Source organism: Amycolatopsis sp. CA-126428, from assembly GCF_002904335.1.
Taxonomy (GTDB): Bacteria; Actinomycetota; Actinomycetes; order Mycobacteriales; family Pseudonocardiaceae; genus Amycolatopsis.
In genome coordinates, this window is the sequence record NZ_PPHF01000098.1 from 117,741 (window position 1) to 137,450 (window position 19,710).

The following is a 19,710-nucleotide window of genomic DNA, read 5'->3' on the forward strand; positions in this document are numbered from 1 at the left end:
GACCGGCCGTGACCTCGGTGACCCCCAGCATCCGAGGTCACGGCCACCTTCCCCGCCCGGCCGGGGTGCTCACGGGCCGACGTCGGCCTGGCCGGTGTCGTTCCCGTTCCCGGCTCTGGGAGGCCGGCCGTCGCGCCGGCCCCCACGGTTCTGTTGCTGCTGTTGGAACTGCTGAAGCTGTTGCTGGAACTGTTGTTGCTGCTGCTGGACCTGGTTGTCGCCCCGGCCGATGGTGAAGCGCTGGTCCGGCTGCTGCTGGGGCAACTGCTGCTGTTGTTGCTGCTGCTGGAACTGAAGCTGGAGCTGGTCGTCCTGCGGCGCGGTGATCGCCTGGACGCGGTCGAAGCGCTCGGCCGGTTTCCCGGTCAGGTAGAGCTGCATGAACCGCTGCCACACCGGACCGGCCACGACGGACGGGGTCAGCGGCTGGCCGGTCGGCCCGCGCAGCGCCTTGTCGCCGTCGCCGCCCACCCAGACCGCGGCGGAGACCGAGGGCGTGTAACCCACCATCCACGTCTGCGAGTTCGTGTTCGCCGCGGACGCGGGTTCGTTGTCGCCGGGCGTGTGCTGCTGGGTGCCGGTCTTGCCCGCGCACTCGTGGCCGGGCGGGCAGGTCAGCCGCGAGAACGGGATCACCGGCGCCAGCGCGGCGGTCACGTTCCCGGCGATCTGCCGGCTCTTGCCGCGGTCGTTGTCCGCGAACGCGTCCGTCGCGCGCACGTCGGCCTCGTAGGCGGTTTCGCCCTGGGAGTTCGTCACCTTCTGCACGAAGTGGCGGCCGTGCTGGACACCGCCGGCGGCGAAGGTCGCGTACCCCGCGGCCATGTCCGCCGGCGTGACCGCGGTCTGGCCGCCGCCGATGGAGATGTTGTTGTCCCCGGTGAACAGCACGCTGCGGCCGCCGGTGTCCTTCGTGCGGATGCCCGCCTCCTGCGCGGCTTCGGCCACCCCGCCCGGCTTGGTCACGTTGAGCACCATGTCGTAGAAGACGGTGTTGGTGGACCGCTGCATCGCCTCGGCCACCGTGCACTGCTCGGAGCAGCTGCTGCTGGTGCCGGCGTTGCGCACCGGCAGCGGCACGTCGGGGAACGTCCGCGGCGAGCGGCCGTCGAACACCGCGTTCAGCCCGCGGCCGCCCTTGAGGAACGCCGTGAGGTCGAACGGCTTCATCGACGACCCGGGGTTGTGCGCTTCGTCCGCCCAGTCGCGGCCGGCCTGGTCCTCGCCGTTCGGGCCCTTCACGATCGGCGCCCCGCCGTAGTAGGCGAGCACGCCGCCGGACTTCGGGTCGACGGCGACCAGCGCGTCGAGGATGCGGTCGTCGGTCTGCCCGGCCATCCCCTCGGCCACCGCCTTTTCGGCGGCTTCCTGCGCCTTGGAGTCGATCGTCGTGAACACCTGGAACCCGCCCGCGTAGTACTTCTCCTCCGGGATCCCCGCCGCGGCCAGCTCGGCCTTGACCTGCTTCTTGACGAACGGGTTGAGCTTGGTCCCCGGCCGCGATTCGACGAGCGGCACCGGTGCCGGGAACTTCGCGGCCTTCCGGTCGGCGGCGGTGAGGTACCCGTTGCGCTGCATGCGGTCCAGGGCCGTGCCCCACCGGTCACGGGCGACCGTCGCGTTCTCCGAACGGCCCGGCTGCTGGATCAGCCCGGCGAGCAACGCGGCCTCGGAGTAGTTCAGCTGGGCCGCGTCCTTGCCGAAGTACGCCTGCGCCGCCGCCTGGATGCCGTACGCGCCGCGGCCGAAGTAGATGGTGTTGAGGTAGGCGGTGATGATGTCCGCCTTCTGGTAGGTCTGGTTCATCTTGAACGACTTCGCGAGCTCGACCCATTTGCGGGTCAACGTCGGCGAGTCGTCGCCGGTGGCCTTCTTGATGTACTGCTGCGAAATCGTCGAGCCGCCCCCGGACCCGCCGGTGGCTTGGTTGAAGGCGGCCCGCGCGATACCGGAGAGGTCGAAGCCGGAGTTGGTCTCGAAGGACGCGTCCTCGGTCGCGATCACGGCCTTCTTGACGACGTCCGGGATCTGGGCCGGGTCGAGGATCTGCCGGTTCCCGCCGGCGGGCACGTCCTTGCCCATCTCGGTGCCGTCGGCGTAGAGGTAGGTGACCGCCTGGCCCTGCGACTGCGCGACCTTGTCCGGTGAAGGCACGTCGACGGCGAAGTACGTGATCACGAAGGCGACCGCGGGCACGAGGAAGAACAGCCCGGACAAGACGTACAGCACCCGGCGCACCGTCTTCCAGCGGCGGTGGCGCCGGTCCGGTAGGGGGTTCGGGGTGACGTCGGCGGCGAGCTCGTCCGGTGCGTCCGGTGCGTCCGGCCGCGGGAGCGGCCGGCGTGGCTGGTAGCGACCACGCGGAACCGGCCTCCGGCCGGACCTCGAGCGATTTCGGTCGGTGTACACGGGCTGTCCTCCGGTACGCCGGTGGGCTGCGGGCGCAGGCCCCTCGACACTCCACACGGACCACGGACGGCGGTGGTTCACCAAAACGAAGGCCCCGCACCGAAACAGTGCGAGGCCTTCGAGGTCATCCTTCCGAACCCGGTGGTCTGCCGAGCCCGTCACCGCCGCCGGGCAGCGACGGGGTGGTCGGGCCCGGCCGACCCCGAGTCCTGGACGTCGAGGTCTCGGTTTCGGTGGGGGTCTCGGTCGGCGTCGGGCTCGGCGTCGAGGTCGGCGTCTCCGTCGGCGTCGCCGTCTCCGAAGGCTTCGGCGGCGTCGTGGTCACCTCGTTGACGTCCTTGCCGAGCGGCTCGACCTTGTCGAACTTCTCCGCCGGCTTGCCCTTGAGGTAGAGGTTCAGGAAGTTCGCCCAGGTCGGGCCGGCGATCGTCGAACCGAAGATCGGCTTGCCCTTCGCGTCGTGCAGCGGCTGGTTGCCGTCGCCGCCGACCCACACCGCCGCGGACACCGACGGGGTGTAGCCCACCATCCAGGTCTGGGCGTTGAGGTTGTTGTACGAGGCGGGGTCGCCCTCCTTGGGCGAGTACTGCTGCGTACCGGTCTTGCCGGCGCACTCGTGGCCGGTCGGGCACTTCAGGCTCGAATGCCCGATGACCGGCTTCAGCGCTTCGGTGACGTTGCCGGCGATCTGCTGGCTCTTCGCCGCGTCGTTGTCGAACGCCGGGTTGGACTTGATGTTGTTCTCGTCGAACTCCACCTCGTCCTGTCCGTTCGTCAGCTTCGAGACGAAGTGCTGCTCGTGGTAAACGCCGCCGCTGGCGAACGACGCGTACGCCGAAGCCATGTCCCTGGGGGCCACCTGGGTCTTACCACCGCCGAGCGAGATGTTGTTGTCTCCGTCGAACAGCGTGGCGGTGCCACCTTCGTCGGTCGTCCGGACACCGGCCTGCTTCGCCGCCGTCACGACCCCCTTCGGTTTCACCTTGTTGAACACCATGTCGTAGAACACGGTGTTCGCCGAAATCTCCATCGCCCGCGCGACCGTGCACTGCGGACCGCAGCTTTCGTTATCGCCCGCGTTGCGGACCGGCTTGGCGACCCCGGGGAACTTGCGGTTGTCCGAGCCGTCGAAGATGTCGCCGAGGCCGCCGCCCATCTTGAGGAACCCGGTCAGGTCGAACGGCTTCATCGACGAGCCCGGGTTGCGGGCCTGGTTCGCCCGGTCCTGGCCGATCGCGTCCTGCCCGTCCTTGTCCTTGACGGTTTCCGGGCCGTAGTTGTAGGCGAGGATCCCGCCGGTCTTCGGGTCCACGGCCACGAGCGCGGCGAGCAGCTTCTCGTCCGTCTGGCCCTTCATGCCCTGCTGGACGGCCTGGTCCGCCGCGTCCTGCGCCGCCGGGTCGATCGTGGTGTAGATCTTGGCGCCGGTGGCGAACAGCTTGGTCTCGTCGTAGCCCTTCGCTCCCAGCTCTTCCTTGATCCGCTGCTGGAGCTGGTAGGTCATCTTCCCCGAGTCCTGCTCCTTGTTGGCGTTCTTCGGGATCGGCGTGGGGAACTGCGCCGCCGTGCGCTCATCCGCGCGCAGCCACTTGTTGGCCACCATCTGGTCCATCACGTACGTCCACCGGCGCTGGGCGTAGTCCTGGTTCTCCGATTTGCTCGGTCCCTGGATCAGGCCGGCCAGCAGCGCGGCTTCCGACGCGCTGAGGTCCTTGGCGTCCTTGTTGAAGTAGGACTTCGCGGCGGCCTGGATGCCGTTCGCCCCGCGGCCGAAGTACACGATGTTCAGGTACCCCGTGATGATCTCTTCTTTGGACTGCTGGTTGTTCATCTTGAACGACTTGGCCAGCTCGGTCCACTTGCGGGTCAGCGTCGGGGCGTCGTTCTCCGTGGCCTTCTTGATGTACTGCTGGGAGATGGTCGACCCACCGCCCTGGCCGCCGGTGGCCTGGTTGAACACCGCGCGGAGGATGCCGGTGACGTCGAAGCCGGAGTTGGTCTCGAACGTCGCGTCCTCGGCCGAGTACACGGCGTGCTTGACGACGTCGGGGATCTCGCCCGGCTTGAGCAGCTGGCGGTTGCCGCTCTTGGGTACTTCCTTGCCCATCACCGTCTTGCCGTCGGCGTAGTAGTAGGTGATCGGCTGGCTCTGCAGGGCCGCGACGCTCTCCGCCGTGGGCACGTCGACCATGAAGTAGGTGATCACGAACGCGATCGCGGGAACGACGAAGAAGACGCCGACACAGGCGTAGGCGACCCGGCGGATGATCTTCCAGCGGCGCTTCTTCCGCTGCGCCGGCGTGAGGACCTTGCGGCCCTTCTCGTCGAGCTCCTGCTGGGGCTCGACGTCGTCGGCGAACTCGTCGAACCGGTCGTCGTCGTACGGCTCGTAGCCGTCTTCGGTCCCGTTGTGCGCGTGGTGGGTGATGAGATCCGGCTCACGCTCGGGTTCCGGCTCCGGACGACGGCCGCCGGGCGGGGGCTGCCGGAAGCCCTGCGGCGGCGAGCCGGGGGGCTGACCGGGACGGCGACCGCCGGACGGGGGCGGCTGGCGCCGGCCGCCGGCCGCACCGCTCTGGCCGCCGGGCGCCTGCGGGCGTCGTGGCTGCTCACCGGGCCACTGCCGGCCACCTTCGTCGCCGGCGGGCCAGGACGGCCCGGCGTTGCCTCGAGGCGGGGTGGCGCGCCGGGGCGACTCACCGGGCCACGCGGGGCCCGCGTCTTCACCCGGCCACTGGCCGCGGCGGGGTGCGTCTGGCTCCTGGTTCGGCCAGGAGCGGTTGTCGTCGGTCACGGATGGGCCTCCCGGATCAGTACCCGCAGGGGCACTGACCTGCGTGTTGCGATGGTCGTACGGTGGCTCACCGGCGTGCGGTCCTTCGTGGATCCGCCGGTTCCCCTGTGCCCAGGACGTATGACCGGACCAAGTGGTTCCAGTGGCACGCCCGGCACACTTCGACGTCGTACACGGTGAACTCGGCGAACGAGCCCGCCATCCTGGCCAGCTCTTCGGGGTTCCGGGCCGAGCCCGCGACGTGCTTGAGTTCGTCGCCGTAGACCCAGGACACCAGGGTCAGCGGCTCCTGGCGGCAGATCGGGCAGGGGAGATCACCGTCCCGGCCGTGGAACTTCGCCGCCCGCAGCAGGTACGGGCTCGCGTCGCAGGCTTCGTGGCTGCCGACGCGCCCGGAGCGGACTTCGGCCAGCAGCGCACGGCGCTGCAGCGCGTAGTCCACGACCTGCCGCTGGTTAATCACGAGAACAGAGTACGGGCTCTTCCTGTGGCGTCCACGCCCCCTAGCGCCGCCAAGCCCGGGACCGGCCCGGACACGCCGGACGTTCGATAACTCTCCGGTGAATTTCGTCCCCGATGGGTGGTGGGGGAGGTTAGCTTCGCCACTTCGATGTATCGGCGCGATATAGTGGCTGAGTAGGTTGGATCGAGGCGCTCGTTCGGAGCAACGCGGGTGGTCTCGGTTTGTTCCCGGAAGGGGGTGCGGTGTGCTGGAGTTCGCGATCCTCGGTCTTCTGCATGAAGCGCCCATGCACGGGTACGTGCTGCGCAAGCGGCTGAACGAGACGCTCGGCACGTTCCGGACGTTCTCCTACGGCTCGCTGTACCCGACCCTGCGGAAGCTGCTGCGGGCCGGGTACCTGGTCGAAGAGCTGGACGAGGCCGACGACCGGGCGTGGTCCCGGCGCGGACGGCGCGTCTACAAGCTCACCGCGGAGGGCAAGGAGCGCTTCGGTGAGCTGCTCGGCGACGCCGGGCCGCAGACCTGGGACGACGAAGGTTTCGGCGTCCACCTGGCCTTCTTCTCGCGGACCCCGGCCGACGTGCGGATGCGGATCCTCGAGGGCCGCCGCCGCCGCGTCGAAGAACGCCGTGAGGGCATGCGGGCGGCGCTGGCCAGGGCCGAGGAGAAGATCGATCGCTATACCCGCGAGCTGCACCGGCTGGGGCTGGAGACCAGCGAGCGGGAGGTGCGCTGGCTCAACGAGCTGATCGCGCACGAACAAGCCGAACGGCAGGGTCCGGATACCTGAGCCGCCCGGCCCGGGCCGCAGCGTAGCGGCACCAGACCTACTGAAACGATTACGGATTGAAGGAGAAACCCCCATGGGCGAGAACCGCCGCGTACGGGTAACCATCGTGGGCGTCGGCAACTGCGCGGCGTCGCTGGTCCAGGGTGTCCAGTACTACCGCGACGCGGACCCGGCCACCCGCGTCCCCGGTCTGATGCACGTCGACTTCGGCGGCTACCACGTCCGCGACATCGAGTTCGTCGCCGCGTTCGACGTGGACGCCAAGAAGGTCAGCCGCGACCTGTCCGAGGCGATCTTCGCCTCCGAGAACAACACCATCAAGATCGCCGACGTGCCGCCGCTCGGCGTCACCGTGCAGCGCGGCCACACCCACGACGGCCTCGGCCGCTTCTACCGCGAGACGATCGAGGAGTCCGACGAGACCCCGGTCGACATCGTCGCCGCGCTGCGCGAGGCGCAGGCCGACGTGCTCGTGTCGTATCTGCCGGTGGGCTCCGAGGTGGCGGACAAGTTCTACGCCCAGGCCGCGATCGACGCCGGGGTGGCGTTCGTCAACGCGCTGCCGGTGTTCATCGCCTCCGACCCGGAGTGGGCCAAAAAGTTCGAAGACGCCGGTGTCCCGATCGTCGGTGACGACATCAAGTCCCAGGTCGGCGCCACCATCACGCACCGCGTGCTGGCGAAGCTGTTCGAGGACCGCGGCGTCCAGCTCGACCGGACGATGCAGCTCAACGTGGGCGGGAACATGGACTTCCTGAACATGAAGGAGCTCGAGCGGCTCGAGTCGAAGAAGATCTCGAAGACCCAGTCCGTCACGTCGCAGGTCGACCGCGACCTCGGCAAGGGCAACGTCCACATCGGGCCGTCGGACTACGTGCAGTGGCTCGACGACCGCAAGTGGGCCTACGTCCGGCTCGAGGGCCGCGCGTTCGGCGACGTGCCGCTGAACCTGGAGTACAAGCTCGAGGTGTGGGACTCGCCGAACTCGGCGGGCATCATCATCGACGCCGTCCGCGCCGCGAAGATCGCGCTCGACCGCGGCATCGGCGGCCCGATCCTGTCGGCCTCCTCCTACTTCATGAAGTCGCCGCCGGAGCAGTACGACGACGCGACCGCCCGTGACGCCGTGGAGAAGTTCATCCGCGGCGAGGTGGAGCGGTAGAGCTGATCTTCGGAGGAGGCCGTCACCGCTGGTGGCGGCCTTCTTCGCGTGGTGCACTAAACCGGTGGGGCGGGGTGGGCGTTGGCGTGGTGTGAGTGCGAGTGTGGGCGAAAGCGCGCCGGGGGACCTGGGCGCGCCGACCTTCCACGACCTCTTCCGCGAGCACTTCGGCCAGATGACCCGGCTGGCCCACCTGCTCGGCGCGGACGACGCGGAGAACGTGGCGCAGGAGGCTTTCGTCAAGCTCCACCAGCGCTGGGACTCCCTGACCGACCACTCCCGGGTGGCCGGCTACCTCCGCACGATCGTGGTGAACATGTCGCGCTCGCGGACCCGGCACCTGCGCGTCGTCCGGCGGACCCCGCAGGAACGGCCGCCGGACGAGCTGTCGGCCGAGGTCAGGGCGGTGGCGAACTGGGAGCACCAGCGGCTGCGCGCGGTGCTGGTGCGGCTGTCCCGGCGACAGCGCGAGGTGCTGGTGCTCCGCTATTGGCTGGACCTCAGCACGGCGGCCATCGCGGAGACCCTGGGCATCTCCCCGGGCACGGTCAAGGCGACGACGCACCACGCGATGGAGAATCTGCGCAAGCACCTGGGGGACGACCTGGGAGGTGAGCGATGACCGACCTCGAACGCAAGCTGGCCGAAGCACTGCGCGGACAGGCCGGGGAGGTCGCGCCCAACCTCGACGCGGCCTGGGCCGAGCAGCAGCGCCGGCAGCGGCGGCCGTCGCGCCGCCGCCGGGCGGCGGTGTGGGGTGCGCCGCTGGCCGCGGTGCTGGCGGTGCTGACGAGCGTGTTGCTGGCCACGAACCTGAACACCGCGCAGAGCCCGGGCCCGGAGCCGGCAGCCCGCCAGGGGCAGGAGCTGGTGCTCGCGCGGCCCCTGCTCTCGCTGCGCCTGAATTCCGCGGGTGAGCTGAAGGCGCTCACCGACTTCGTGGGGCAGACGAACACCTGGACCTCGTACGCCTCCCAGGCCCTCGACGACACGGGACGGCCCGTGTTCTGCATCGAGGCGCTGCCCAAGGGCGCGACGCACGGCGGGCCGGAATCGTACTTCGGCGTCGAGTCGCCGTCGTGCGTTCCCGTGTCGGGATCTCCCGTGAACGCCGGGTACATCGGCAAGAACGGCGGGCCGCTGCCCGCGGGCAAGGCGGTCTTCCTCGTCGACCGGGCGGTGCACGTGCTGCGCCTCTACGACGCCGCGGGTGACCTGAGCCAAGGCAAGCTGATCACCTCGATGAACTCGGGCCAGGTGTTCCTCGCCGACGTGAACCCGGACTCGCCGCCGGTGCGCTTCGAGGTCAGCTGAGCCCGAGTGCGCCCGGCAGGTCGGTGATCTTCTCCACCACCGCCGTGGCCCGCTTCAGCACCTCCGGGTCCGGCGCGAAGTGCGGATTGGGCACCGCATACACCGCCATCTTCGCCGCCAGCGCGGACCGCAGCCCGTTCGTCGTGTCCTCCACGGCCGCGCAGTCCGCCGGCGCCACGCCCAGCAGCTCGGCCGCCCGCAGGTAGACGTCGGGCGCCGGTTTTCCGGCCCCGACCTGCTCGGACGACACCGCCGCCCCCACCGGCAGGCCCGTGACGTCGAGGAACCCCTTGATCAGGAGCACCGGCGACGAGCTCGCGATCGCCACCGGCCACCGCGCCGACACCTGCCGCACGACGTCCACCGCGCCCGGGATCAACGGTGGCTCCGCCGCGTACCGGGCGGCCATCCGCTTGACCACGACCGTCGCGATCTCCGGCGGCGTGAGCTGCGCGCCCAGCTCCTCCACCAGGTAGCGGGCCCACTCCGGGGTGCTCATCCCCTGCTGCGCGCGGGTCGCCTCCTCGCGCCAGGTGCCGCCGTGCTCGGCGACGACCGCGCGCCGCACTTCGTCCCAGATCCGCTCGGAGTCCACCAGTACGCCGTCGAGGTCGAAGATCACCGCGTCCATGGCCCGAGCCTAGCCTGTGAGCCGACTTACTTAGCTACCCTTACTAAATTTTGTTAGCCTGGCTAAGTGACTTCCGCGATCACCGATCTCGCCCACCGGCTGCGGCCGCTGGTCTTCCGGCTCTACCACCAGGTGCGCCGCCAGACCCCGCAGCTGACGCTGACCCTCACCCAGGGTTCGGTGCTGAGTGAGCTGGTCAACGGCGGTCCGCGCCGGATGAGCGCGCTGGCCGAGCACGAACGGGTCAAGCTGCCGTCGATGACCGACGTCGTCGGCCGGCTCGAACGGCTCGGGCTCGCCACCCGCCGCCCGGACCCGGCCGACGGCCGCGCGGTGCTGGTCGAAGTCACCGACGAGGGCCTGCGTTTTTACGCCGAACTGGTGACGGCTCGCGAGGAGTTCCTCCGCGAGCGGCTGATCGCCATGGACGAGTCCGACCGCGCCGCGATCGAGGCCGCCCTGCCTGCTCTCGCCAAGCTGCTTGTCGACACGAAGAAGGAGGAACTGATCAGCGATGAGCGCTGAACACCACTCGAGCCTGCTGGACGCCGTCAAGGACCAGCCCAAGCAGGTGTGGATCACCGCGTTCGCCGCGGTCATCGCCTTCATGGGGATCGGCCTGGTCGACCCGATCCTGCTCTCGATCGCCAAGGGCCTGGACGCGACGCCGTCGCAGGTGACCCTGCTCTTCTCGTCCTACCTCGGCGTCCAGGTCGTCGCGATGCTGGTCACCGGGGCGGCGAGCGCCCGCTTCGGCGCGAAGCGCACGGTGCTCGCCGGGCTGACGCTGATCGTCGCCGCCACCGCCCTCTGCGCGGCCGCCGGGTCGATCGAGCAGCTCGTCGGGCTGCGCGCGGTCTGGGGGCTCGGCAACGCGTTCTTCATCGCGACCGCGCTTTCGGTGATCGTCGGCGCCGCGACCGGCGGCCAGTCCGGCGCGATCCTGCTCTACGAGGCCGCTCTGGGCGTCGGCCTGTCGGTCGGCCCGCTGCTGGGCGCGCTGCTGGGCTCGATTTCCTGGCGCGGCCCGTTCCTCGGCACCGCGATCCTGATGGCCGGCGCGCTCGTGCTGTGCGCGGTGTTCCTCAACAGCGACAAGCACGAAAAGCGCGCGCCGATCAAGCTGCTCGACCCCCTGCGCGCGCTGAAGCACACCGGCCTGCTGCGCACCTCCGTCGCCTCGGCGCTGTACACCGCCGCGTTCTTCGCGGTGCTCGCCTGGTCGCCGTTCGTCCTCGGCTGGAGCGCGATCGCCGTCGGCCTGGTGTTCTGCGGCTGGGGCCTGTGCGTGGCCGTCGCCGGGTTCGCCCTCGCGCCGCGGCTGGCCGCCCGGCTCGGCGAGCGGCACGCCGCCGCGGCCGCTGTCTTCGGGTACGCCGTGCTGATGCTGGTCCTCGCCGTGCCGAGCAAGCCGGTGCTGGTCGCCGGGATCATCGTCTCCGGGTTGGTGTCCGGCCTGCTGAACACGCTGTTCACCGGCACCGCGATGGCGATCAGCGACGCGCCGCGCCCGGTCGCCAGCGCGGGCTACAACTTCTGCCGCTGGCTGGGTGGCGCGGTCGCCGCGACGCTCGTCGGGCACGTCGCCGAGTGGTTCGGCTCGCCGCAGGCGCCGTTCGTCGCCTCGGCCGTGCTGTGCGTCGTCGCGGGCGCGCTGCTCTCGCTGCGGGAGAAGAAGGCGGACCCGCACACCGTGCCGGAGGAAGCCGTGCTCGTCGGGGAAGAGTTCTGACACGTCCATTCGGGGCAGCAGTACACCCGCCGTTCACCTGAATGTCTGGAATGGCTGGTTTTGGGAGCTTAGGTTCAGTGCGTTCCCGAACTCCCACCATGGAGGCGAAGTGCTCGACCGCCTGCTCCCGCTGTTCCCCGCCCACCCGGGTGGCCGCTCCCCGGTCACCTGCGAATACCGCTGCGGCAACGCGTGCGCCCGCCCCGAGGCGAACGAGTCCGCGAACGAGTACTTCGGCGACGTCGTCAAGGACATCTCGCGCCGCCGGGTCTTCAAGGCCGGTGCCGTGCTGGCCGCCGCGGCCGGTGGGTTCGCCGCCCTGTCCGGCACGGCGGCGGCCGCGCCCGCCGGACACGCCCCGAGGCCACCGCGGCCGGTGCCCGGCACCGACTTCACGCCGGTCCCGCCGAACAAGCTCGACGCGGTCAGCGTCCCCGACGGCTACGCCCAGCGCGTCGTCGTCCGCTGGGGCGACCCGGTGGTCGCGGGCGCGCCGAAGTTCGACTTCGCCAAGCAGACCGCGGCCGCGCAGGCCAAGCAGTTCGGCTACAACAACGACTTCGTCGGCCTGATCCCGCAGGACCCGCTGGGCCTGTCGAACCTGCTCGTGGTCAACCACGAGTACACGACCGAGGTCCACATGTTCCCGGCCGACCAGTACGACCCGGCCAACCCGACCGAGGAGCAGGCGAAGATTGCCTGGGCCGCGCACGGCCTCTCGGTGCTGCAGGCCCGCCGCGACCCGATCCACGGCGGGCTCGAGGTCGTCCCGAGCCGGTACGGCCGCCGGATCACCCTCGACACGATCTTCGAGGTCCGCGGCCCGGCCGCCGGCTCGAAGTTCCTCAAGACCTCGGCCGACCCGAGCGGGCGCCGGGTCCGCGGCACGCAGAACAACTGCTCCGGCGGCGTGACGCCGTGGGGCACGGTGCTCTCCGGCGAGGAGAACTTCGACCAGTACTTCGCCAACTCCGACAAGGTCACCGACCCGGTCGCGGCGGCGCGGCTCAAGCGCTACTCCGTCGGCGCCGGCACGAGCACCCGCAAGTGGGAGCGGTTCGACAAGCGCTGGGACGTCGCGCAGGAGCCGAACGAGCCGAACCGCTTCGGCTGGGTCGTCGAGATCGACCCCAACGACCCGAACTCGACGCCGGTCAAGCACACCGCGCTCGGCCGGTTCAAGCACGAAGCCGCGAACATCAAGATCACCGCCGATGGCCGGGTCGCCGTCTACTCCGGGGACGACAGCCGGTTCGAGTACATCTACAAGTTCGTCTCGAAGGGCAAGTACAAGCCGGGCAACAGCGCGCACGCGCGGCGGCACAACTCGGCGTTGCTCGACGAGGGCACGCTCTACGTCGGCCGCTTCACCGGCGACAGCCCGGCCGCGGAGATCGACGGCAAGGGCACCCTGCCCGCCGACGGCGAGTTCGACGGCACCGGCGAGTGGCTCCCCCTGGTCAGCGGCGACAAGTCCTTTGTGGACGGCTTCACCGCCGAGGAGGTCTACGTCTTCACGCGCCAGGCCGCGGACAAGGTCGCCGCCACGAAGATGGACCGGCCGGAGGACATCGAGCCGAACCCGGTCAACGGCCGGATCTACGCGGCGCTGACCAACAACAGCGACCGCGGCGCGACGGGCAAGGCCGGCGTCGACGAGCCGAACCCGCGGGTGGGCAACAAGAACGGCCACATCCTGGAGTGGGAGGAGGACTGCGGCGACGCGGCCTCGACCCGGTTCTCCTGGCGGCTGCTGCTGGTCTGCGGCGACCCCAAGGCGGCGGACACCTACTTCGGTGGCTTCCCGAAGGACCAGGTCAGCCCGATCTCGTGCCCGGACAACGTGGCCTTCGACCGGCACGGAAACCTGTGGATCGCCACCGACGGCAACGCCCTCGGCGCGAACGACGGCCTGTTCTCGGTGCCGGTCACCGGTCCGGAGCGCGGGCACGTCAAGCAGTTCCTCTCGGTGCCGGTCGGCGCCGAGACGTGCGGCCCGGTCGTCACCGACAACCTGGTGCTCGTCGCGGTCCAGCACCCGGGTGAGAACGCGGCGAGCTCGGCGAACCCGACGTCGCACTGGCCGGACGGCGGCACCGCGCAGCCGCGGCCGGCCATCGTCTCGGTGTGGAAGAAGGGCCGCTTCGGGCTGCCCGGCCGCATCGGCGAGCGCTGACGCACCCGGGCCCGCACCGGAACGAGGTTCACTCTTAAGTGGACGGTTCTCGGCCGGTGCGGGCCCGGCCCGCGCGCCATAGTCGAGAGGTGATCTTCTCGGGGCGCACGGTGGCGGTGGCGGTGGTGGCGATCGCGGCGGCGGCGGTCGTGCCCGCATCCACGTCCACCGCCGCGGACGCGCCGCCGGTCTGCGGCGGGCTCGCGGCGAACCCGAGCGTCGAGCTCGCGGCCCGCAACGGCGCCCCGGACGGGTACGTGTTCGCCCCGGCCGCCCCCGTCCCGCCCGGAACACCGGCCGCGAAGGTGCCGAAGCTGCTGACCGAGCGGGAGTACGCCGTCGACGGGCAGCGCGCGGCGGTCGTCCAGACGCCGGACGGCAAGACCAGCACCGCCTACCAGACCGAGCGGTTCGTCCCCGGCGGCGTCTACACCCTCAGCGTCTGGACCGCTTCGCGCGCGCCGAGGTACGAACCGGCCACCGGCCTGCGGTTCTACGACGCCACCGGCACGCAGATCCAGGAGACCAAGCTCGTCGCCGACCACTTCGCCGGCGACGGCGCCCTCGACCGGCAGGACTTCCCGGCGGCGCCGGCGCCGGCGAAAGCGGCTGCGGTGAAGTTCTTCGCCACGACCACCCTCGACCGGCTGCACTGGGACTGCGTCGACCTCCGGCTCGCGGCGTACTCGGTGAAGAAGGAAGTGCGGAACCCGGCGACCGGCGCGTGGGCCTCCTTCGCGACGGTCACCGCGGGCGAAACCGCGCACTACCGCATCACCGTGACCAACGACGGCACCGAGGACCTCACCGGGATCACGGTGCAGGACCCGTGGTGCCCCGGGACGTTCGAGCCGTTCGCGCTGGCCGCGGGCGCGAACCGGCAGCTGACCTGCGACCACCCGGACCTCACGGTGGCCGACAGCGGGCACGTGAACACGGCGAAGGTGACCGGCGTGCACCACCCGGGCGGCACGCTGGGCGACAAGACGGCGTCGGCGACGATCACGGTGCTGCCGCCGCCGGCCATCGCGAAGATCGGCGACTTCGTCTGGGCGGACCGCAACCGCGACGGCCTGCAGGACCCGGCCGAGCCCGGCGTCGCGGGCGTCAAGGTGACGCTGAAGGACGGCGCGGGGGGCACGGTCAGCACCGCGACGACCGACGACAAGGGCAAGTACGGCTTCGAGAAGCTGAAGGACGGCACGTACCAGGTCTGCTTCGCCGTCCCCGCGGACTTCACCGTGACCCGCCGCGACGCCGGCAGCGACGATCGCGATTCGGACGCCGGCCCGGACGGCTGCACCGCGCCGCGCACCGTGGGCGGGCCGTCCCACGAAGACTTCGCGGCCGACCTCGGGCTGCTCTCCCCGGTGAACCGGATCGGCGACTTCACCTGGGCCGACTCGGACGGCAACGGCCTGCAGGACGCCGGCGAACCGGGCCTCGCCGGGGTCAAGGTGGTGCTGAAGGACGCGAGCGGCAAGGAAGTGGCGAGCGTGGTCACCGGCGCTGACGGGGCGTACGGCTTCGACGGCCTGGAGGACGGCACGTACCAGCTGTGCTTCACCGCCGACGGCCACCACCCGACGGCCAAGGACACCGGCGACGACGCCCGTGACTCCGACGCCGACCCGGCGTCCGGCTGTGCGGACCCGCACCCCCTCGGCCCCGGCAAGCGCGAAGACCGCACGGTGGACGTGGGCTTCGCGTAGCTACGGTGGAGGCATGACGGATCTTCCCCTCGCCCTGGTGACCGGCGCTTCCCGCGGAATCGGCGCGGCGGTCGCCCACCAGCTGGCCCCGACGCACCGCCTGCTCCTCGGCGGCCGCGACGCCGACGCGCTGGCCGCCCTGGCGGAGGAGCTCCCGGGCGCGACGCCGTGGCCGGTGGAGCTGTCGGACCCCGCTTCGCTCGCTTCGGCGGTCGCGGACATCTCGTCCCTCGACGTCCTGGTCCACTCGGCGGGGGTCGCCCGGCTCGGCCGCATCGAGGAGGTCTCGGCCGAGGCGTGGCGCGACAACTTCGAGATCAACACCTTGGCGGTGGTCGAGCTGACCCGCCTGCTGCTCCCCGCCCTGCGCGCGGCCCGCGGCCACGTGGTGGTGATCAACTCGGGCGCGGGCCTGAACGCCCGCCCGGGCTGGTCCCCGTACGCGGCGAGCAAGTTCGCGGTCCGCGCCTTCGCCGACGCCCTCCGCGAGGAGGAGCGCGAAATCCGCGTGACGTCGGTCTACCCGGGCCGCACGGACACGGAGATGCAGCAGGCGATCTTCGCGGGTGAAGGCCGCGAGTACGACACCTCGCACCTGCTGAAGGCGGACTCGGTGGCCACCGCGGTGGTGACCGCGGTGTCGGCCACCCCGGACGCCCACCCGACGGAAGTGATCCTCCGCCCGCGTTAAGCCCGCAGCCGCGCCGCCGTTTCGGCTACGCCGGCCTGCACCTTCGCCCGGTCCACCTTCACCGGCTCGCCCTCGGCCACGACCTGCTCACCCGCGACCCAGACGTCCCGGACCCGCCGCGAACCGGCCGCCCAGACGAGGTTCGACAGCAGCTGCGCGTCCGGGACCTCCAGGCCGCACGCGAACGCCGGGTCGTCCAGGTCGATGTGCACCAGGTCGGCCCACCGGCCCTCCTCCAGCGCCCCGATGTCGGGCCGGCCCAGCGCCGCCGCCCCGCCGCGGGTGGCCAGCAGGAAGACGTCCGCCGCCGTCAGCACCGTCGAGTCGCCCGTGGCCAGCCGGGCGAACATGGCCGCGAGCTGCAGTTCTTCCCACAGGTCGAGGTCGTCGTTGGAAGCCGGGCCGTCGGTGCCCAGGCCGACCGCGACCCCCGCCGCGCGCAGGTCGGCGACCCGCGCGATGCCCGAAGCCAGCTTCGCGTTCGAGCCCGGGCAGTGCGCCATGCCGACCCCGTGCGCGGCGAACAACGCGATGTCCTCGTCCGAGAGGTGGATCGAGTGCGCCGCCAGCACCCGGCCGTCCAGCATGCCCAGCTCACGCAGCAGCGCCGGCACCGAACCGTGCGAAGCACGCACCGCGGTGTCCTCCGCCGCCGCTTCGGCGACGTGGATCTGCACCAGCGCACCGCGCGAAGCAGCGGACTCCGCCGTCGCCCGGAGACCTTCCGCGGACAGCATGTACGCCGAGTGCGGGCCGTAGCCCAGCTCGATGCGGTCGCCGTGGCCGAAGCGGAGGCCGTCCGTGTCGATCCAGCGCTCGATGCCGGCCAGCTGGGCGCGCCAGTCGAGGCCGGGCAGCTCCATCACCGGCGGCGCGACCAGCACGCGGCCGCCCGTCGTGAGGACCGCGTCGACCAGCTGCTCGCCTTCGAAGTACATCTCGGCACTGGTCGTGACGCCGTGGCGGAGCATCTCGACCGAGCCGAGCAGCATGCCGGTGCGGACGTCCTCGGGGCGCAGCTTCGCCTCGGCCGGCCAGATGATCTCGTTCAGCCAGGGCAGCAGCGGTAGGTCGCCGCCCATGCCGCGCAGCAGCGTCATCGGGCTGTGTGCGTGCGTGTTGACCAAGCCGGGCAGCAGGATGCCGGTCAGGGTGGTGACCGGTGCGGCGGATTCGGGGGCGGTGGCCGCCGGTCCGCAGTAGGAAATGCGCCCATCGGCGTCGACATCGACGACCGCGTCACGGAGAAGCGAACAGGACGGATCGGCCGGGAGAACGACAGGGGCGTGGAAACGGCGTGGCATCTCTGGATACTACGCACCCGGAATTACGAGACGACTCCGCTCCGCCACGCCCAGGCCGCGGTCTCCACCCGGTTCCGCGCGCCGATCTTGCTCTGCACCGACGCCAGGTGCGTCTTCACCGTCGACAGCGACATGAACAGCTCCGCGCCGATTTCGGTGTTCGTCAACCCGCGCGCGGCCGCCTTGACGACGTCCAGCTCCCGGGCGGTCAGCGGCTCGGACGGAGGCGCGACCTGCCGCTTCGCCGAGCCGGACGCGTTGAAGTGCTTCAGCAGCCGCACGGTGATCTGCGGCGAGACCAGCGCGTCGCCGCGGTCGGCCGCCCGGACCGCTTCGATCAGCAGCGCCGGGCCCGCGTCCTTCAGGAGGAAGCCGTGCGCGCCGTTGCGCAGCGCCGTGTGCACGTACTCGTCGAGGTCGAAGGTCGTGACGACGACCACCTTCAGCGGGTCGGCCACGTCCGGGCCGGCCAGCTGCCGGGCCACCTCCAGGCCGTCGAGGCCCGGCATGCGGATGTCGAGCAGGCAGACGTCGGGGCGCAGTTCGCGGGCCTTCGAGACCGCCGAGACGCCGTCCGCGACGTCGGCGACGACCTCGATGTCGTCCTGCGCGTCCAGGATCATGCGGAAGCCCATCCGCACCATCTCCTGGTCGTCGGCGATCAGTACCCGGATCACTCGTCCCCTTCCGTGTCTTCTCCGGCCGCCAGCGGCAGCCACGCTTCGACGCGCCAGCCGCCGTCCGGGCCCCGCCCGGCCGACAACCGGCCCTTGAGCAGCGCGACGCGTTCGCGCATGCCGACCAGACCGTAGCCGCCCGACCCGCCGGCCGGCCGGTGTGCCGTCGCGCGCCCGTCGTCGGTCACCCGGAGGTGCAGCTGGGCGCCCACCACCTCGGCGACGACGAGCGCCTCGGTCGCGCCCGAGGCGTGCTTGCCGACGTTCGTCAGCGACTCCTGCACCAGCCGCAGCGCCGAGCGGCCGACCTCGTGCGGCAGGTCCGGCGGCAGGTCCAGGTGCATCGACGTCGGCACGCCGTGGTTGGCGGTTTCGACCAGTTTCCGCAGGTCGGCGCCGAGGTCGGTGGTGGCCTGCTCGCTGAACTCGCTCGACCCGGCCGGCGCGTCGCCCCGCATCGAGCGGACCAGCCGCCGCATCGCCGCGAGCGCTTCGACGCCGGCGTTCTCGATCCGGCCCATCGCGTCCACCGCGATCTGCGGGTTCTTCTCGGCCATCATCCGCGCGGCCTGCGCCTGGACGACGATCCCGGTCACGTGGTGGGCGACGATGTCGTGGAGCTCGCGGGCCAGCGCCATCCGCTCGGCGGTCTGCGCGTCGCTCACCGCGGACTGCACGGCCTGGGTGCGTTCGGAGTCCCGCGACCGCAGCATCAAGCCGACGGCGATGGAAATGCCCAGCATCAGCGTCGCGGCGAAGGCGAGGACCGACAGGGTCTGGGGATCGGTCTGCAGGCCCCGGCGGGCGTCCGAGTTGAGGATCGCGCCGAGCGCGACGACGCTCGACAGCACGGCGACCCGCGCCCAGGACTGGCTCAGCCCGCGGGCCCGGGTCAGGTTCACCACCACGCCCATGCCGGCGACGATCTGCGTGGCCGGGATGCCGCCCGGCACCGGGTAGTCGTAGGACCGCAGCTGCAGGAACGGCGTGATGACCGCCGACAGCAGCATGATCCCGGCGAGGCCGAGCAGGGCGTCCGCGGGCCGTCGCGGGGACAACACGGCGATGACGGCCGCGACGATCGAGCAGAACAGGATCGGGAACCCGCGGGCGGTGTTGGAGTAGGTGTAGCCGAACTCGAACAGCAGCGCGAAGGCGAGCAGCCCCATCAGCGGCCACTGTCCCATCGCCAGCTCGTTCACCCGGCGCAGCAGGCGGCTCCGCGGCTCCCCGCGCGGGCTGCGGTCGCGGGCCGCGATGGCGGGTACCAGGGGGGCGACGAGCAGGAGCAGGCCGAACAGCAGTGCCTGGGTGCCCGTGCCGCCGTCGATGTCGGCGACACTCCCGTACCGGCCGAAGACCGCGACGAGGCCCGCGACGACCAGGAAGCCGACCATGCAGAACGCCACGCCCGCCCGCGCCCGGCGGGCCACGAAGTAGACCATCAGCACCCCGGCCACGACCTCGGTGATGGTCACCTTCGGCAGCACGCTGGAGTACGGCGGGATGCGGCCCGCGTGGATGAAGAGGGTCGAGATGATCAGCACCCCGCCGCCGGCCACCCCGGCGACCGCCGCCCGCTTCTGGGCCCAGAGCCCACACGCCGCCATCGCGAAAATGCCGGGGAAGAGCCCGAAGTCGACGAAGCGCGGGCCGGCGTCGTCGAGCGCCGCCTGCGTGGTGTAGACGACATCGAACAGCAGTGCGGCGACCAGCACGGCCGAGGGCACGCCGATGCGCCGCACCAGGGCGGTGGCTCGGGTGTAGAGGGTTTTCGGCAGGGGCGCGGCGGGCACGATGTGACGTTACGTGATCCCCCGGCGCCCGCACCTTGGCCGAGTGGCCCGCCCTCCCT

The 19,710-nt window shown here is 71.1% G+C and carries 16 protein-coding genes; 9 read left to right on the forward strand and 7 right to left on the reverse strand.

The window, feature by feature from the left end; all coding sequences use genetic code 11:
* Positions 1-69 precede the first annotated feature (69 nt).
* From C2L58_RS26195 to C2L58_RS26205, 3 genes are all read right to left on the reverse strand, one after another.
* Entirely contained in the window at positions 70-2,409 is a 2,340-nt protein-coding gene (locus C2L58_RS26195; RefSeq protein WP_103340311.1) for a transglycosylase domain-containing protein, read from the reverse strand.
* A gap of 124 nt (positions 2,410-2,533) precedes the next feature.
* Complete coding sequence (locus tag C2L58_RS26200; protein ID WP_103340313.1) at positions 2,534-5,203, reverse strand: transglycosylase domain-containing protein; 2,670 nt, start codon at positions 5,201-5,203, stop codon at positions 2,534-2,536.
* 67 nt (positions 5,204-5,270) lie between these two features.
* Positions 5,271-5,666: a DUF5318 domain-containing protein gene (locus C2L58_RS26205; RefSeq protein WP_103340315.1), complete on the reverse strand. Its 396-nt coding sequence runs from the start codon at positions 5,664-5,666 to the stop codon at positions 5,271-5,273.
* 244 nt (positions 5,667-5,910) lie between these two features.
* Between C2L58_RS26205 and C2L58_RS26210 the strand changes: the two genes are divergently transcribed.
* The 4 genes from C2L58_RS26210 (at position 5,911) to C2L58_RS26225 (ending at position 8,932) form a co-directional block, all read left to right on the forward strand.
* Positions 5,911-6,456, forward strand: coding sequence for a PadR family transcriptional regulator (locus C2L58_RS26210; RefSeq protein WP_103340316.1), 546 nt, complete (start codon positions 5,911-5,913; stop codon positions 6,454-6,456).
* Between the two features lie 73 nt (positions 6,457-6,529).
* Positions 6,530-7,618 (forward strand): inositol-3-phosphate synthase, encoded by a 1,089-nt coding sequence (locus C2L58_RS26215; protein ID WP_103340317.1) that lies wholly within the window; start codon positions 6,530-6,532, stop codon positions 7,616-7,618.
* A 91-nt stretch (positions 7,619-7,709) separates the two neighbouring features.
* Positions 7,710-8,240, forward strand: coding sequence for an RNA polymerase sigma factor (locus C2L58_RS26220; protein ID WP_233225942.1), 531 nt, complete (start codon positions 7,710-7,712; stop codon positions 8,238-8,240).
* Positions 8,237-8,932: a hypothetical protein gene (locus C2L58_RS26225; RefSeq protein ID WP_103340321.1), complete on the forward strand. Its 696-nt coding sequence runs from the start codon at positions 8,237-8,239 to the stop codon at positions 8,930-8,932. The genes C2L58_RS26220 and C2L58_RS26225 overlap by 4 nt, the downstream gene beginning before the upstream one ends.
* Here C2L58_RS26225 and C2L58_RS26230 read toward each other — a convergent pair.
* Positions 8,925-9,563 carry an HAD family hydrolase gene (locus C2L58_RS26230; RefSeq protein WP_103340323.1) on the reverse strand — a complete coding sequence of 213 codons (639 nt, stop codon included), beginning with the start codon at positions 9,561-9,563 and terminating at the stop codon, positions 8,925-8,927. The genes C2L58_RS26225 and C2L58_RS26230 overlap by 8 nt on opposite strands.
* A 66-nt stretch (positions 9,564-9,629) precedes the next feature.
* On the opposite strand from C2L58_RS26230, the gene C2L58_RS26235 reads away from it, so the two are divergent.
* The 5 genes from C2L58_RS26235 to C2L58_RS26255 all read left to right on the forward strand — a co-directional run bounded on the left by C2L58_RS26235 (position 9,630) and on the right by C2L58_RS26255 (position 15,874).
* A complete protein-coding gene (locus tag C2L58_RS26235; RefSeq protein ID WP_103340324.1) occupies positions 9,630-10,088 on the forward strand; it encodes a MarR family winged helix-turn-helix transcriptional regulator in 459 nt (152 codons plus the stop codon).
* A complete protein-coding gene (locus C2L58_RS26240; protein ID WP_103340326.1) occupies positions 10,078-11,295 on the forward strand; it encodes an MFS transporter in 1,218 nt (405 codons plus the stop codon). Before C2L58_RS26235 ends, C2L58_RS26240 begins: the two co-directional genes overlap by 11 nt.
* A gap of 109 nt (positions 11,296-11,404) precedes the next feature.
* Entirely contained in the window at positions 11,405-13,471 is a 2,067-nt protein-coding gene (locus C2L58_RS26245; protein ID WP_103340327.1) for a PhoX family protein, read from the forward strand.
* A gap of 89 nt (positions 13,472-13,560) precedes the next feature.
* The gene (locus C2L58_RS26250) at positions 13,561-15,183 is read left to right on the forward strand and encodes a DUF7850 domain-containing protein (protein ID WP_103340328.1); all 1,623 of its coding nucleotides are present in this window, start codon (positions 13,561-13,563) and stop codon (positions 15,181-15,183) included.
* 13 nt (positions 15,184-15,196) lie between these two features.
* Positions 15,197-15,874, forward strand: coding sequence for an SDR family oxidoreductase (locus tag C2L58_RS26255; RefSeq protein ID WP_103340330.1), 678 nt, complete (start codon positions 15,197-15,199; stop codon positions 15,872-15,874).
* Here C2L58_RS26255 and C2L58_RS26260 read toward each other — a convergent pair.
* Genes C2L58_RS26260 through C2L58_RS26270 form a run of 3 tightly spaced genes read right to left on the reverse strand, consistent with a single transcriptional unit; the run spans position 15,871 to position 19,651 of the window.
* Positions 15,871-17,178, reverse strand: a complete 1,308-nt coding sequence (locus C2L58_RS26260) for an amidohydrolase family protein (RefSeq protein ID WP_103340332.1) — start codon at positions 17,176-17,178, stop codon at positions 15,871-15,873. The genes C2L58_RS26255 and C2L58_RS26260 overlap by 4 nt on opposite strands.
* Before the next feature lie 23 nt (positions 17,179-17,201).
* Positions 17,202-17,855 carry a response regulator gene (locus C2L58_RS26265; RefSeq protein ID WP_103340334.1) on the reverse strand — a complete coding sequence of 218 codons (654 nt, stop codon included), beginning with the start codon at positions 17,853-17,855 and terminating at the stop codon, positions 17,202-17,204.
* Positions 17,852-19,651 (reverse strand): sensor histidine kinase, encoded by a 1,800-nt coding sequence (locus tag C2L58_RS26270; protein ID WP_103340335.1) that lies wholly within the window; start codon positions 19,649-19,651, stop codon positions 17,852-17,854. The genes C2L58_RS26265 and C2L58_RS26270 overlap by 4 nt, the downstream gene beginning before the upstream one ends.
* Positions 19,652-19,710 lie beyond the last annotated feature (59 nt).

Bases quoted from the DNA above. Each gene is read 5' to 3' on its own strand.
- C2L58_RS26240 (WP_103340326.1), top strand. From the start codon at position 10,078: ATGAGCGCTGAACACCACTCGAGCCTGCTGGACGCCGTCAAGGACCAG.
- C2L58_RS26255 (WP_103340330.1), top strand. From the start codon at position 15,197: ATGACGGATCTTCCCCTCGCCCTGGTGACCGGCGCTTCCCGCGGAATC.
- C2L58_RS26230 (WP_103340323.1), bottom strand. From the start codon at position 9,563: ATGGACGCGGTGATCTTCGACCTCGACGGCGTACTGGTGGACTCCGAG.
- C2L58_RS26260 (WP_103340332.1), bottom strand. From the start codon at position 17,178: ATGCCACGCCGTTTCCACGCCCCTGTCGTTCTCCCGGCCGATCCGTCC.
- C2L58_RS26225 (WP_103340321.1), top strand. From the start codon at position 8,237: ATGACCGACCTCGAACGCAAGCTGGCCGAAGCACTGCGCGGACAGGCC.
- C2L58_RS26215 (WP_103340317.1), top strand. From the start codon at position 6,530: ATGGGCGAGAACCGCCGCGTACGGGTAACCATCGTGGGCGTCGGCAAC.